Origin of the sequence: Geitlerinema sp. PCC 9228, assembly GCF_001870905.1 — a bacterium.
Classification (GTDB): Bacteria; Cyanobacteriota; Cyanobacteriia; order Cyanobacteriales; family PCC-9228; genus PCC-9228.
The window spans coordinates 1-15375 of the sequence record NZ_LNDC01000186.1 but is presented as its reverse complement, the minus strand read 5'-3'; the positions used below and the strand labels follow the sequence as shown (position 1 = coordinate 15375).

Annotated in this window: 8 protein-coding genes; 4 read left to right on the top strand and 4 right to left on the bottom strand. The window is 50.5% G+C overall.

The genetic code is table 11. The features are described from left to right. Window positions 1-89: 89 nt before the first annotated feature. Both trmFO and AS151_RS19390 read right to left on the bottom strand, forming a co-directional pair. Window positions 90-1493, bottom strand: a complete 1404-nt coding sequence (gene trmFO, locus AS151_RS19395; protein WP_343327448.1) for an FADH(2)-oxidizing methylenetetrahydrofolate--tRNA-(uracil(54)-C(5))-methyltransferase TrmFO — start codon at window positions 1491-1493, stop codon at window positions 90-92. Window positions 1494-1536: 43 nt separating this feature from the next. After that, on the bottom strand, window positions 1537-3078 hold the full coding sequence (locus tag AS151_RS19390) for a site-2 protease family protein (RefSeq protein WP_071518719.1): 1542 nt from the start codon (window positions 3076-3078) through the stop codon (window positions 1537-1539). Window positions 3079-3081: 3 nt separating this feature from the next. Between AS151_RS19390 and AS151_RS19385 the strand changes: the two genes are divergently transcribed. The 4 genes from AS151_RS19385 to AS151_RS19355 all read left to right on the top strand — a co-directional run bounded on the left by AS151_RS19385 (window position 3082) and on the right by AS151_RS19355 (window position 10627). After that, window positions 3082-3756, top strand: coding sequence for an MBL fold metallo-hydrolase (locus tag AS151_RS19385; protein WP_071518718.1), 675 nt, complete (start codon window positions 3082-3084; stop codon window positions 3754-3756). 104 nt (window positions 3757-3860) lie between these two features. Beyond that, complete coding sequence (locus AS151_RS19380; RefSeq protein ID WP_071518717.1) at window positions 3861-4256, top strand: hypothetical protein; 396 nt, start codon at window positions 3861-3863, stop codon at window positions 4254-4256. Window positions 4257-6505: 2249 nt separating this feature from the next. Next, window positions 6506-8569 (top strand): elongation factor G, encoded by a 2064-nt coding sequence (locus AS151_RS19360; RefSeq protein ID WP_071518713.1) that lies wholly within the window; start codon window positions 6506-6508, stop codon window positions 8567-8569. Between the two features lie 147 nt (window positions 8570-8716). Then, window positions 8717-10627: a glycosyltransferase family 39 protein gene (locus AS151_RS19355; RefSeq protein ID WP_071518712.1), complete on the top strand. Its 1911-nt coding sequence runs from the start codon at window positions 8717-8719 to the stop codon at window positions 10625-10627. Window positions 10628-10633: 6 nt separating this feature from the next. Here the strand turns inward: AS151_RS19355 and AS151_RS19350 are convergent, their stop codons facing one another. Then, window positions 10634-14164, bottom strand: a complete 3531-nt coding sequence (locus tag AS151_RS19350) for a hybrid sensor histidine kinase/response regulator (protein ID WP_071518711.1) — start codon at window positions 14162-14164, stop codon at window positions 10634-10636. A gap of 85 nt (window positions 14165-14249) precedes the next feature. Beyond that, the gene (locus tag AS151_RS22940; protein ID WP_071518710.1) at window positions 14250-15374 is read right to left on the bottom strand and encodes an RNA-guided endonuclease TnpB family protein; all 1125 of its coding nucleotides are present in this window, start codon (window positions 15372-15374) and stop codon (window positions 14250-14252) included. Between the last annotated feature and the right edge of the window lies 1 nt (window position 15375).

Sequence of the window (15375 nt, the reverse complement as noted above, 5' to 3'; positions counted from 1 at the left end):
ACGGAGTCTGCTACGAGACCAAGGCTGGACTAACCGAACGCAATCAACACGAATGTCGATTTTTGTCCAGTGATTAGGTTAGTCTTTACCTAGCCTGGCATTTCGCTAACTTGGGGAACTGGTTGACCCAAGACTTCCTGGTGCCAAGTGTCTAGATCCTTCAAAGAGCGATCGCGATAGGCAGCATAGCGTTCCCGCTTGTTGCGAATCTTCTTGGGAAACTGGGGCAAAATCCCAAAATTAGGTGGCATAGGTTGGAAATACTTCGGCTGCGCGGAACTAATAAAGTCAAACAGCGCCCCCATCATGGTAGTTTCCGGCAAACTCACTGCATCCAACCCTTGGTACAACCGCGCCGCATTGGTTCCTGCCAGCCAGCCGCCAGCAGCAGCACAGGCATAGCCTTCCGTACCAATTAACTGACCCGCCGCCAGCAACGTGGAACGCTGGCGAAACTGGAGAGTGGGATATAACAGTTGCGGGGAGTTAATAAACGTATTGCGGTGCATGACCCCCAAACGCACAAATTCGGCGTTTTCCAACCCGGGAATCATACGGAAAATGCGTTTTTGTTCTTTCATGCGCAAGTTGGTTTGGAAACCGACCATGTTCCACAGCTGACCGGCTTTGTCTTCCTGGCGCAACTGAACTACAGCATAGGGACGTTCCCCAGTACGCGGATCGGTCAATCCCACGGGTTTCAAAGGTCCGTAGCGCATGGTATCCTCGCCACGGCGGGCCATTTCTTCGATGGGCAGGCAGCCTTCAAAGAATTGGGCATGTTCCCGTTCAAAATCCTTGAGTTCTACCTGTTCCCCTTCGCAAAGGGCTTGCCAGAATTGCAGGTATTCTTCCCGATTCATGGGACAATTGAGGTAGGCTGCCTCGCCTTTGTCGTAGCGGGAAGCCAAAAACGCCACATCCCGATTCACGGATTCTCCCACGACAATGGGACTGGCGGCGTCAAAAAAGCTCATGTAGTCCATGCCGGTAAATTCTTGCAAATCCTGGGCTAGGCTGTCTGAGGTTAAAGGACCGGTGGCTATAACGGTAATTTCATTTTCTGGTGGTAGGCGCAATACTTCTTCGATGCGTCTTTCCACCAGGGGATGGTTTTCTAAGGCTTGGGTGAGTTCCTGGCTGAAAACACCACGGTCTACTGCCAAAGCACCACCGGCGGGAACTTGGTGTTCGTCGGCTTTGCCGATGACGATGGAACCGTTGCGGCGCAATTCTTCGTGTAGCAGACCGGCGGCGCGATCGCTGGATTTGGCACCAAAGGAGTTGCTGCACACCAGTTCTGCCGCTTCGCCGGTATGGTGGGCTGGTGTTTTCCGCACTGGACGCATTTCGTGCAAAATGACGGGAACGCCGGCTTGGGCAATTTGCCAAGTGGCTTCTGTTCCTGCCAATCCCGCACCGATGACATGAATGCTCATAAATTCCTGTTTTTCCATAAGGACAAACGAGGGCTGTCCGGACAACAATTGCATAGTATTTTCTATTGTATGGAATAGATTCCATTTTCTGGAAGACCTATAGATTCAACCACTGCATGACCAACTCCGGCGGCGGTAGCAACATGAAGACTAAAACCAGGGGCGGGATAAAGCCGATGAGATCGCGGGTGCTGTCGATTTCACTGACGTCGTTGCGGGCTGGGTTGTCCTGTAGGGGAATTAAAAATAAGAATATGGCAAATAAAAGAAAGGCACTATCCAGCAGCGCTCGAATCAGCATTAAGAAACGGACAATTTGCGCGATCGCCATGGCTTTGCGCTGCCCGTACATGGCGTGGAAGAGACGCCCACCGTCGAGCTGTCCCACGGGCATGAGTTTTAAAATGGTGAGCAATAAGCCTAAATATCCCGCGATCGCAACTGGATGCATTTGAATGGCCGTATTTTCGGTTAGTTCGCTCCCCAAAGCGAGCTTACTTAACAAGACAAATAAAAAGGAAAAACGCGGGTCGAGGCTGTTTAAGTTAAACATCCCCGATGCTTCGCCCATCTCCACCACCGTACTGCGAGCCAATCCCCACAGCAAAACTGGTAGGGTGGCGGCCATCCCTGCCAAAAAGCCGGCAATGCTAATATCGAATAAAGACTTGCGATGGGGGACCAGTTGGCGCAGTTGAATAAAAGCCCCTAGGGTTCCTAAAAAGCCAGGCAAAGGAATAAAATAGGGAAGCGTTGTGGAAACTTGCCAAAATCGGGCACTAAAGTAATGTCCTACTTCGTACATGCCCAAGATAAAAATCAAAGACAACGCATAAGGCAATCCCAGATTCCAGTTTCTGGGGTCTTGCATAGCTTCACTGCTTACTTCTTGCCCGGCAAACTCCAGGGCAAAGCTGGTTCCCATCACTGTGGTGGTGAACAGAGTAATCAAAAGTAGGGAAAGGGCTAAAATGGGACGGTGCCCCTTTTTGCTGTCGGCGAGGGGATGCGATCGCTGTCTTTGGTTGTAGGGATTGGGGAAGAGGACAAATAGGGGTTTGCCCTGGCTGCCTTCTTGGAAAACCACCAAAAAGCGATCGCCAAATGCCTGTTCGATGCGATCGCGGACGGTTTGGTAAGCGGTTTCGGGATTGCTGCGTAACTGCCCGCGACATAAAATAACTTGAGGCAAATATTCCAAATCTTTTAACACGTAATCCGTCCAGGGAAAACAGTCCCGCAGGCGTTTTTCCTCTTCCGCCTCCAAAGACTGGGGTTTGAACCGCGCCACCCCCAGGGGCAAGCCTTGGGCGTTGGTAGCGTTTTCCTGGGTAGATGGGTTGGTTCTCGATGAGTCCGATGGTTCAGAAGGGTGGTTTTGCCCGTGGTTGGTATTGGTTCGTCCCCACTGAATCAAAAATACATATAAAATCGGACAAACAATCAACGGGAGCAAAATGAAAATGACAGGAATGCTATCCGCATCGCCGTGGAACAACCACCAGGCGGTCCAGATGATGGCAGGAGTCATAATTACCAACCACAACAACCAAATCGGGGTGGTGGTTAATCCCGCTACGTTCCGTTTGAGTAGAAAATAGGTAATCGCACCTAAAAGAATCAGTAGAATTAAAGTCATGTTATGCCCAAGCAACCACGAGCCATTTTTGACGGTGTTTATGCCTTTCCCCCCAATCGCGATACGTTGGGAGGAACTGCTTATTTTATTGTAGGCGCTGTCCCCACGAACGCTACCAGCGGCAACCTTCTCATTGACGCCCCTCCCTGGAATGCTGAAACCACGGCGTTTGTTCGCGATCTGGGAGGCTGCGACTGGCTGTTTTTGACCAACCGCGATGCCATGGGGGCTGCCGAAAAAATTACCCGCGCCACCGGCTGTACGGTGGTCGTCCAAGAACAGGAAGCCTACTTGCTACCGGATGTGGAAGTGATGCCTTTTCACTACGAATTTTCCTTGGCGGAGGGGCTAACGGCTATCTGGACCCCTGGCTATTCTCCCGGGTCTTCTTGTTTATATTACAGCGCCTATGGGGGGATTTTGTTTTCCGGACGCCATTTGGTCCCCGATCGGGAAACCAATCCCGTTCCCTTGCGCAGCGCCAAAACTTTCCACTGGCGGTTTCAACTGCGCAGTATTGAAAAACTCCGCGATCGCTTTACGGTGGAAACCCTGCGCTATATTTGTCCTGGTGCTAGTACGGGATTTTTGCGCGGCAAGGCAGCTATTGACAATGCCTACGAACGTTTGGCGCAGCTGGATTTGTCCCAGTACCAACCAATCTCGCCTTTGCTTTAGGGACTTTAGGAAAATTTAAGGTTAAAAAAAGTTACCCAAAGCGATCGCTTCCCGCCAATCTGCTAGCAATAGGGTGTCCTACATTACGAGACAACACCAGCCATATGTCTAAAATTACCTATCCCAATGCCCCCGACGTCAGCCCAGACGACTATTTGGTGTTGGGGGTCGCTAGCTATTTCGCCCAACAAGGAGACCAAACCTTGGAGGTCAAAACCCTCGAACCTATCCCTTCTGGTTATGTGGAGGCGTTGGTGGCAGGGGCGGAAACGGCGTACCAATACATTTGGGCAGCCACGTTGAAAGAGGTTTTGCTGGGAGAAATGCCGCAAATGCCTGCCCATTTGGATGGGGAAGTTCAATTTGGTTACGATTTTACTGCACGGGCGATCGCGGCGGTTCGTACCTACAAATCGCGTCCCGAAGCCAAGTTGCACCTGCCTCCAGGGCAATCATGGTCTAAGTTGAACCACGGCTACCAACCAACAACGCATGAATGAAGTACCGATGGCATTGCCAAAACCACTGGCAAAACTGGGAATCCCTTTGCTATCAGCAGGAAACGGACGCAGAAAAATAAAGAATTGTTACAGCATCCCCGATTTCCTGTTTAAACGTGCCCTGACAATATCTGAACGATTGTTCAATAAGAACGCGATCGCGATAGAATAAAACCAGATTGACTTGGTTGGTAAGAGATAGGCTAGGTGTACAGGCTTAGCCTATCTTTTTTTATAGAGTCGGCACGGGAAGGCTAAAACTGTTCTGACAACCTTATACCTTGCCCGCCCCTACCAAGGATAAGCTAGTTGGCGGCACCAATGCATGTAACTGATTTTCTGACACATTTGGGCTTGTAAATATCGCAATTCGTTCAGTGTTTTTTTTTACTAAGTAAGGAGGAGATCGACAATCAAAAAAAAACTATAAAATTGGATGCGGATTCCATGGGGATTTTTGGTTATCAATCGGTCCAAGTTTAGATGCATTTTTAAAAATTTCTATAATCAATCAATTTGCCATCTTTGCCATCTTTGCCATCTTTGCCGGTAAATTCCTCCAATTTCTTACATTCGTTATTTCTTCGGTTGATAAGTTGGTTGTTAAATGAAATTCTGTCTTCGTTCTACGAGATCCTTGTCAGTTACTAATAAGAAATGGCAATTCTCTAGAATTTCTAAGATTAATTTATTGTCTGTTCTTAAAATAAAATACCGATCTTCTTTTCGCTGTAATTGACGAATTCTTTCTTTAGATGCAAAACCTCGAACCATCGCACCGACGCTTTTTTAGGCGTTTGGTTAATCGTGGCTTGTCTATACTTATCATCATATCCTTGTCTAAAATGAATTTCAATTTTTTCTACTCCGGCAAAAAGTTTCACTTGATGGTACCCTTGACACCACATTCGTTTGGTTGTTGTTAATGCGATCGCGGTAGAGTCTAAAGGAAATAAACTCTGACTTTTTTGCCCCTTTTCGTTTTTTTAAGGACTGAATTCGTTCCTGTAAAAGCTTCTCAAAGAAAGATTGATGGGTCACAGACGTAGGGGCACTTCGCGAAGCATCCCTACTCGCTTTAGAGAAAGTTTTCAGCCCAAAAAAGTAAATTTATCATACTTGCCAAACTCCGATCTCAAACTTAGCCTAGCCAACCAGATACAAAAAATGATTGTCTAGAACTGGGTAATCGTTTTTCGGTAGAGGGTTCAGGACTTCCTCGAGCGTTTCGGGAAAGCGTGAGTAGGGGCGCAACGCGTGAGCGCCCCTACCAGGGCAATTGAGAAATTCCAGACAATCGTTTTTTTTCAGAAATGGTATTAATCGTCATTTGACTTCTTTATTCTACCCAGCTTATAAAAAGCTTTGAATTTTCTAGGGATATTCTTAACATTCAGATTTTCCGTTTTTGGTGTCATTATTTTTGCTTGAAATAGACAAAAACAAATAAAAGTGCAATAAAAAAAGAAAAATCAGGAATTTGTTCCCGTTCTCACTGCACGTCTCAATAATCGTATTACTCAACTCTGCCAACAGTATGGGGTTCAATTCATCGAGACTGAGACATCCTATACATCCAAAGCTTCTTTTCTAGAGGGTGACTTCCTGCCGTCCATCGGTGAAAAACCCGAGAAGTGGGCTCTAAGGGAAAACAAATGAAACTCCGATTGTATCGGACAAATGGGAATTGGTATATCAATGCCGATTGCAATGGTGCAGCCAATATTTGGAGATCAGGTAAACACTCTCAGCCGAGGGTGTAGGGGCGCTTTGACTCGTATCATTCGGATTCGATTTTGGATGCCAGCCCAAAATCAAAGCTACACAACGTGGCTTCAGCCCGTCGCGTAGCATCCTCTTTAGAACAGGGAGCAGTCAATGGGAAAAAATCGCCTTCCCCAAGCAACGCTACAAACGGTTGTATTTTGCTTCCCGATGGGTTGGTTCGTCCGTTTAAAGACCTTTCCCCAACCCCCGCTAAAACAGAATTTAAAATTTTCTTCAGTTTCCCCAACCGCTGTGGAAAACCTAGATTTGTTAATCTTTTGGTTAAAAGAGAATTGTTTTTGGATGGAAATTTCCCCAATTGAGCGCAACCAAAACTTGTGCTGAGTCGGTCGAAAGCGAGCGATCGCCAAATAGCTATCCATCTTAACCGAACGGTTCTAGCAATCCTGGTACTGGACCTGTCGAAGCAACCGAAAAAAAACTTGTATATCCCTGTGTATCCATAAAGAAAGGAGTTTGCGATGACTCAACCAGACGCCCAACGCTGGCGCAATATTGCCATTGTCGGTCCCTATTGGAGTGGTAAAACCACCGTTTTAGAAAGTTTGCTTTCAGTTACCAACGCCATTTCCCGCAAAGGCAGTATTTCCCAAGGCAATACCGTCGGCGATAGCAATCCCCAAGCCCGAGCGCGCGAAATGGGAGTCGAAGTTAACGTCGCCGGTACCGAATACGAGGACATTCGCTTCACCTTCCTTGATTGTCCGGGGTCCATCGAGTTTGCCCAAGAAACCTACAATGCTCTGGTCGGCGTCGATGCCGCTGTTGTGGTTTGCGAACCGGACAAAAACAAGGCCATCACCCTCGCCCCGCTGTTTAAATTTCTAGACGACTGGCAAATTCCCCACTTGGTCTTTATTAACAAGATGGACCTCCTCAGCGGTCAGGGGATGGCTGTGGGCGAGGCGTTCATGGAAACCCTCCACGCCCTCAATAAGGTTTCCACCCGTCCTTTGCTGCCCCAGCAATATCCCATCGGTCAAAACGAAAAAATTATCGGCTACATTGACTTAATCCGCGAACAAGCCTACCACTACCACGAACAAGCCCCAGCCGATCTCGTGCCTTTGCCCCAAGACCTGGAGGTGGAAGAACATATGGCGCGCCAGGAAATGCTGGAAGGGTTGGCAGATTTTGACGATCGCTTGTTGGAAGAACTCCTCGAAGATGTGGAACCTTCCCAAAAAGAGGTCATTGACGATTTGAAAAAAGAACTCAGCGCCGATTACATTGTGCCGGTTTTGTGCGGCATAGCCGTACAGGATTACGGGGTTCGCCCCCTGTTGGATATTTTGAAGCAGGAATCCCCTGCCCCCAGCATTACTGCCGAACGTCGGGGGTTGAAGTCCGACAGCAAACCAGTAGCCCAAGTTTTAAAAACTTACTATACCCAGCAAGGTGGCAAACTGTCGCTGGTTCGGATTTGGCAGGGCAGTATTAGCGAAAGTACGACGTTTAACAATGGGGTGCGATCGCATGGTATGTACCGGTTGATGGGACAACAGCAGACTTCCCTGAATGAAGCCCACGCCGGCGAAACCATCGCTTTGGGTCGTTTGGAAGACGTACACACCGGCGATGTGCTGGTGGCTGAGGACAAAAAAGCCCCGCAACTCCCCCAGGCGGATGCCCTGCAACCGGTTTATGCGATCGCCATTACCCCTGTCAATCGCAAGGATGAGGTCAAAATCAGTAGCGCCCTCAGCAAACTTACGGAGGAAGATCCTGCTTTAAAAGTGGAACAGCGCGAAGATACCCACGAAATTATTCTCTGGGGGCAAGGGGAAATTCACTTACAGGTAACCCAAGAACGCCTAGAACAAAAATACAAGTTGCCCACCAATGCTCACATTCCCCAGGTGCCCTACCGGGAAACCATCCGCAAACCGGTATCCGGCATTCGCGGTCGCTACAAACACCAAAGCGGCGGTCACGGGCAGTATGGCGATGTTTACTTGGACATTAAGCCCCTGGAAAGGGGGAGTGGCTTTCAATTTAGCGAAACGATTGTTGGGGGGTCCGTTCCCAAACAGTACATTCCTGGTGTGGAAATGGGGGTACGGGAATATTTGCAACAGGGTCCGTTGGGCTTTCCTGTAGTGGATGTGGCGGTGACGCTGACGGATGGGTCCTACCATTCGGTGGATAGTTCCGAACAGGCGTTTAAGTTTGCTGCCCGGGTGGCTATGACTGAGGGGATGCCTAAGGCACAACCGCAGCTGCTGGAACCGGTGTATGCGGTAGATGTGTTTGCCCCACAGGAGTATACGTCCAATGTGTTGCAGTTGGTGGGTACTCGCCGCGGTCAAATTATGGGCTACGAACCGGTGATGGATTGGAAGGGGTGGGATAAGATTTCAGTTTATCTGCCCCAAGTGGAGATGCAAAATTTGATCGTTCAGTTGCGATCGCTGACGCTAGGAGTGGGTTATTTTGCCTCTGCTTTCGACCACCTGCAAGAGGTTCCCGACAAAATTGCTGAGAAGATTCTCGTGACCCACGAAGACAATGGCGGTCAAAGCTAGGGAGATTTTGTGAAGCATCCCTACGGGGTTCGACTTCAGCAATCGCCAGCGATTCTCCTTTCTCCGTACCAGACGCTTCGCGCAAGCATGGGGGGTTTCTAGTACAATAAGGTTTGCCCTTGAGCTGACCAAATCTAGGAATCCTCCATGAAGCACTGGCGAGAATTCGGACGCGCTTTTTTGAAGACCAACCGCAAGGAACGGACCTATCCCCAGGTTTGGATAGCTTTGTGGTTGGTTTTTCTTGGCTGGCTGGTTTTTCTTCACCAACTGGGTAGCGTTGGTTTGATTGACGAAACGGAACCCCTGTTTGCGGAGGCAGCGCGGGAAATGCTGGTAACGGGGGATTGGGTGACGCCCCATTTTAGCGGTGAGGTGCGTTTTGATAAGCCGCCTTTGATTTACTGGTTGATGGCTGGGGCGTATCAGGTGGTGGGGGTGAATGCTTGGGGGGCGCGCTTGCCTTCTGCCCTCAGCGCGATCGCTTTGATGGTTTTTCTATTCTATACCCTGCATCGTTTTGACGTTGCTCAACGCCAGCGTTGCTTTCCCAAAACCCCACCACTGGCAGCGATCGTTGCTACTGCGGCTTTTGGTTTGAATCTGGAAAATTACCTCTGGGGGCGCTTGGGCGTTTCCGATATGTTGCTGAGTGCTTGCATTGGTGGGGCGCTGCTGGCGTTTTTTTTGGGCTATGTGAGCAATTCAGAGGATTGGGCGCTGGACATTCGCGAAGCTTCTCTTAAGGAGAAAGGCGAAACAAAGGAAGGTGGTTTTACGGGGTGGTATCTAACTTTTTACGTGCTTATGGCTTTGGCGGTTTTGGCGAAGGGTCCGGTGGGAATGGTACTGCCTATGTTAGTGGTAGGGACGTTTGCAGTTTATGTGGGAAAGGTAAAACTGCTTTGGCGACAGCTGCGCCCGTTGGTGGGTATGTCGATTTTCTTGGCTATATCTGTACCTTGGTATGTTTTAGTGATTCGTGCCCATGGAGAAGATTATATTGAAAAGTTTTTTGGCTACCACAATATCGAACGGTTTACGAATGTGGTGAACGACCACGCAGCGCCTTGGTATTTCTATTTGGCGGTTATTTTACTGGGGTTTGCTCCTTGGTCGAGTTATTTGGTGGCTGCGATCGCCCGTACTCAGTTCTGGAAACGTCGGTTTTGGCAGCGTCAGGAAAGCCACCGGCAGTTCGGTTTGTTTGCTTTTTTCTGGCTGGCTGCGATTTTTCTGTTTTTCTCGGCAGCGGCTACCAAACTGCCCAGCTACATTTTGCCGGCGATGGGTGGGGCAGCAATTTTGGTGGGGTTGCTGTTTGCCGATGCTGACAATTGCCACCGCAGCTTATTTTACAGCTCAATAGCGAATGTGGTGTTGGTGCTGGCAATAGCTGGTGCTTTGTTCGTTGGCGATCGCTTTATTGGCTACGACCCCGCAGCCCCCAATTTACGGGAAGTGGTGGCGGCGTCTGGGGTGCTTCCCCGCGGCGGTGTGGTTTGGGTGGTGACGGCTGTTTTGCTGGGATGGTTGCTGTGGTATCGGCGACTGCGCTGGTTGTGGGTGCCCAATGCTTTAGGATTTGCGGCTTTTGTGGCGCTAACGCTGACCCCGGCGTTGCAGGTGGTAGACCAAGCCAGACAGCAGCCGATTCGCCAAATGGCGGAAATTATCGTGCAGGTGCGCCAACCCCACGAAAGGGTGATTATGACGGGATTTGAAAAGCCCAGTTTGGTGTTTTACATCCGCCAGCCGGTGAAATTTATTACTGTGCCGGAGAAAATTAACCGTTATTTACAACGTACTCTCACCGAGTCCGAAACGCCTGGGTTGAGCGACGCCGAAACGCAGCAACAACAAAAGCAACCTTCGCCTTTCTCCGTACCAGACGCTTCGCGAACAGTTTTGATTTTAGGCAATCCCGACCGGGTGGAAGATGTGGCACCTACTTTGGGGAATATTGAGGAAGTTGCCCGTTTGGGAAACTATCGCCTGGTTCGCTATCACCTGGAGGCGAGTCAAGTCGAAACCCCTGGGTTGAGCGATTCAAATTGATGGGGGTCATCCCAAATAGTTTTTGACTTCTGCCAGGAGGGTACTGGGGTCACTTTCGGTGACTGATAAAATGCGATCGCTAATTTTTTCTAGGAAAGTGTGGGTGGTACTATCCTGTTGGGAGGTGGTTTCGGCAAGGACAATTGGGGGTTTGTGCTGGAGCTGTTCTAGGGAAGCCAGGGCATCGTAGGTAGCTTGGGGGAGAGAATGACAGGGAGACAGCAAAATTAGCAAATCGACGCTGCCACATTGCAATTGCTGCCACAGTTGTTTCCAACAATCGGCGATCGCGCCTTGAAAGCCGGCTTGGTCCAAATACTGTACCAAAGCTTGCAGTTGTTGCTGGGATGGGGAGGTGCGCACGGCAAATGCTTGATTTGAGTGCAGTTGAAATGCTGCTAAGTCGGCAATGGCAATTTGACGGCGGTCGTTGCTTTGGGTGGCTGCAACTTGAATGGCTTGCAGCAGGGTGGTGGGGTCGGGTAAGGGAAAGCTACTTGGCTGTGTTGTTGCTGCGTTGCCTTCATCAGCGGCAGAGGCAAACGTTTCCGCTGCCAAACAGGGAAAGACTTGCATATTGGTATTTTCGTTGGCTGCTACTACCCGATTGGCTACCTGGGTGGTATAGCTATCTAGGGTAATCAGAGGCAGCGAATCCAAAGGCGACATTTGCATCATCTGTTGCAAGAAACGTTCTACACCATCTGTAGGGGAACTTGACGACGAAGTGCTGGAACTGTCGGCGGCGCTTTGGTTGCGATCGCTATTGGCAGAATATGGCATGAGCAATACGGCGTTGGGTTGCCAAATACGCCCTAAAACTTCTGCCTGTTCTAAATCTTCCGCTTCCAAAATCCGACAGCCGTGTTGGTGCAAAATCCCATTCATGCGATCGAGCCAATCGCGATGCTGTTTTTGAAACTGTTCGGACCAATTGTGCCGGTCGGTTTCGATATTGAGCTGCAAAACTGTGAGTTTGGGGGATTCTGCTGCTTGAGGAGGCGACCCCAAAAACTGGGTCAAGACTTCTTGCACCGCTGCCTGTTGGAAGGGCAAATGCAGGAAACCATCCGCCAGGGGAGCCGATTTTTCTTTTTCTACTTGGGTGCCGGTGACGACAACCGGAATGTGGCGGGTGTCGGCTTGGGATTTGAGTAAGGTAAGCACATCCCAACCGGAAAGTAACGGCACGAGGGGATTGAGGAAAATTAACCCCGGTTGCAGGCGGCGGGCTTTTTCCAAGGCGTCGGTTCCCGAACGCGCGATCGCAACTTGATAGGCTTCGCTGGCGGATTGCAAAATATTGTGGAAATCTTCGATGTTTTTGCCGGAAGCATCGACCACCAGCAACAACAGTTGGTTGGCACTGGGCACGGCGGAGGCAGGTCGCGAAACCTCCCTACTAACAGAAGTTTGCCTGGTGTTGGCTTGGGAAGAGTCAGAGGACGCGTTTCGGTTTCGCTCCACACAAGCATTTTCTCCATGGTCGGTAAGGGGGGCGGTACTCGCTGCCGAATCGCCACCGGCGGGGGGAACGGGAGGGAGCAGCAGGGTAAATTCGCTGCCTTCCCCTTCTTTGGAAATAAAGGAAATTTCGCCACCGTGCAGTCGCGTCAGACGTTGGGTCAGCACCAAACCCAAACCTGCTCCTTCAAATTGCCGGGTGAGGGGATTTTCAATTTGTTGGAATTTTTGGAAAATTAAATGCTGTTTGTCTTCGGGAATGCCAATGCCCGTATCCCACACGCTGAAGGCAATCCAGCCAGCCCGACGTTTGACGCGCAAGCCAATGCGTGGTTCGGTAGGCGGCGTTTCGGCGTCGCTCAACGCAGTTGTTTCGTGAAGTTCCCCTACCTCGGTTGTAGAAGCGTCGGTGTTGCCACCGAGGGTGAATTTGTAGGCGTTGGTGAGTAGGTAGCACAGCATTTGCCGCAGGCGCAGTTCGTCGGCGACGATGGTATCCAATCCCGGTTCGATTTCCAAACTGACTGGCATCTGGCTGGTGGGATCGCTGGTTTCCCCATTGTCACCAGAGGTGCCGGTTTGGTCGTCTTGGTATTCTCTGTAGGCTTGTTTGGCTTGTTCGATGGCGCGCTCGCAGATTTGACGTACCGAGACGGGCTCGGGATTGAGGTCTAGCTGGGCGGTTTCCAGGCGAGTTAAATCTAAAATATCGTTAACCACACCCATCAAATGCCGACCGCTGCGGTAAATGAGTTTGGCGTAGCGCAGTTGTCTTTCGTTGAGCTGACCGAGGGTTTGTTCTTTTAACAGGCTGGAGAGTCCCAAAACGGCGGTGAGAGGGGTTTTGAGCTCGTGACTGATGCAGGAGAGGAATTCGTCTTTGAGGCGGTTGAGATGGACCAGGTCGCGATTTTTGGCGGCTAGTTCTTGCCAGAGATGTTCTTGTTCGGTTACGTCTTGCGCCATGACCAAGCAATGGGGCATTTGGGTCGCTGCGGTGGCTTGCTGGTTGCCTGGCGCGTTCGTTTCGTCTGTGTGGGGCTGGTTAAGTTTGACAAAGCGGAGAATTTGTTCTTCGCCGGTTTTCTGGGAGCAAACGCAAATGCAGCTTGGCAGGAGGCTACTGGCACCGACCGACCTTGAAGCAGTAGCATGGCTGTTTTTCGTGAGGCGACAGTGCTGGGTTTGCGGCGGGGGTTCTTGTTTCCAAATTTCGACTTGATGGTGGGAGGCGGGACTATCTCGGTCTTGCCAGGCAGAAGCGGTGCGGTTGGTGTCGCTGTGGCTGGAAAATAGTAAGGAGAGAACTTCTTGCTTGATGGATTCGGCGGATTCTAAGGTGCCAATTTGCTCTCGCCAGGCTTGGTTGGCCAGCCAGTTGCGGCTATCCTGCCCGGGCCAAATGATGGGAATGGGCAGCTCTTCAAAAAAGGAACGCCAATTTGGGCGCGCTGGGGGGCTACCAGAGGAGGTGGGGGAAGATTGGGCGAGAAATGCGGTTAAAGCAGGCAAGTCCAACCATCCCAGGTATTTGCCCTCGCCATCTACCAACAGGCAGGGGGTTTGCTGGGCGCGGGCAAGTTGGTGGCGGTAGCCTGGATGCTGGCAAAGCTGTTCCACGCTCAAGTGCGCTGGCAAGGTTTCTACTTCTTCCAGGAGGTTTAATGCTCCGATGGTGTGGTCAGCTACGGCTACAGCCGAGTGGGATTGGCTGTAGGAGTCGGTGGCGGGTTGCCGATGTTCCGGCTGGCGGGGTCTCGATGGTGGGGGGGGTTGGGGAGCACGTTCGCGAAGCATCTCCGTTCGCGAGGCGTTTCTGAAGGAGAAAGGAGAATCGCTGCTTTGCCGGGAGTGAGGACCGTTGGTGGCGTCCGAGTCCGAGTTCCCCTGCCACCAGGCAAAATATCGGGCTAGGGCAATGAAACCAATGGGCTTTTCTTGGGCATCCACCACGGCTATGCGTTCGCACGTTCCCTGACTGAACTGCGATCGCAGCTCGGCAACTGTCACAGAGGCAGGGAGGCTGGGGGCTGCAAATAAAAAGTCTTTCAGGCAGGGAGTTGAAGCAAACATAGCTGAATTTTGGCAAAATGGCGCTACTCGGTCTTTGACACTCTCACGAATTCTATTCGTGAAATTCTCGCTTCATGGGGTGTGCCTAGATGGATTCGCTATGAGCTAGTCCATCCCTGGCGACAGGAACCCTCAACGAGCTTTTTTCCGCCCTGTGGGGGACGTACTTGCGATACCTCGATCGATACCTCGATTCCAGACCACTTGTGCTGCTGCTACGTCTCGATGGGTTCGATCGCCGCAGTGGGAGCAAAAATGAGTCCTTTTTGGCAAAGTATTTGCTACGCTTGAAACCAACCCAAGACAAAATGGACTTGTGCTGAGCTACGCCGAAGCATAGAAACTCGCCCCAAGCCGCATCGAGACAAAATTTGCCTAGCTGACTTCGCCCAAGAGCTTTTAAATTCAATGCCTCGGCAAAAATCCTGTCAGCTTGGTGGCACAAATGGTGAGCCCACTTTAAGAAAAAGTCTTTTCGAGATTTGGTTACATGTTCGTACAATTTGGCGATGGGATGTTGAATCAAGTGCCAACGTCTGGAACTCTTTTGCTTTCGTTTGAGCTTTTGTCGCAGTGATTTTAGCTTGCCGGAAGCCTTCACGAACAATTGTGGGTTGTCAATTAATTCACCCTCGCTGGGTGCCAAATAGCTCATCTTACCCATATCCAATCCAATGGCATGCTCACTCATAGGTGGTTGGGGAACTTCGACATCCGCTGGCAGGGATAAAATGATATAGTACCCACTCGCTCTTTTCAGGACTCGTACTTGCTTAACCACGAAGCTCTCGGGAAGGGCGCGAGACTTGAAAAACCGTAGTTTCCCGATTTTCGGAAGGTCGATTTGATTCCCTTCGATACAGGGTTCCTTCACTTGGGGGAAAACAAAGGAGCGAAATCGCCCTTTTTTCCTAAAGCGAGGAAAACCAAATCCTCGTCGATACATGGCCACCCATACGGTCTCCAAGGGTTTGAGCGCTTGCTGCCAGACTTGCGATTGGGGGATTTTTAGTTGGGGATGGTCTTTCTGGGCGCAGCTGAAGGCCTGGCACTGACTGGCATAGGTAGGGCGAGGGGCATCGGCAGGAATGATGTACTCGCCTCCCAGACGACAGGCGTTGACAGGCGATTTTCGGGATTTGACCCCATCTTGGCGTTCTCTCAGCCCATCATTGCCAACTTGCCGACAGATTTCCCACCACGACTCCATC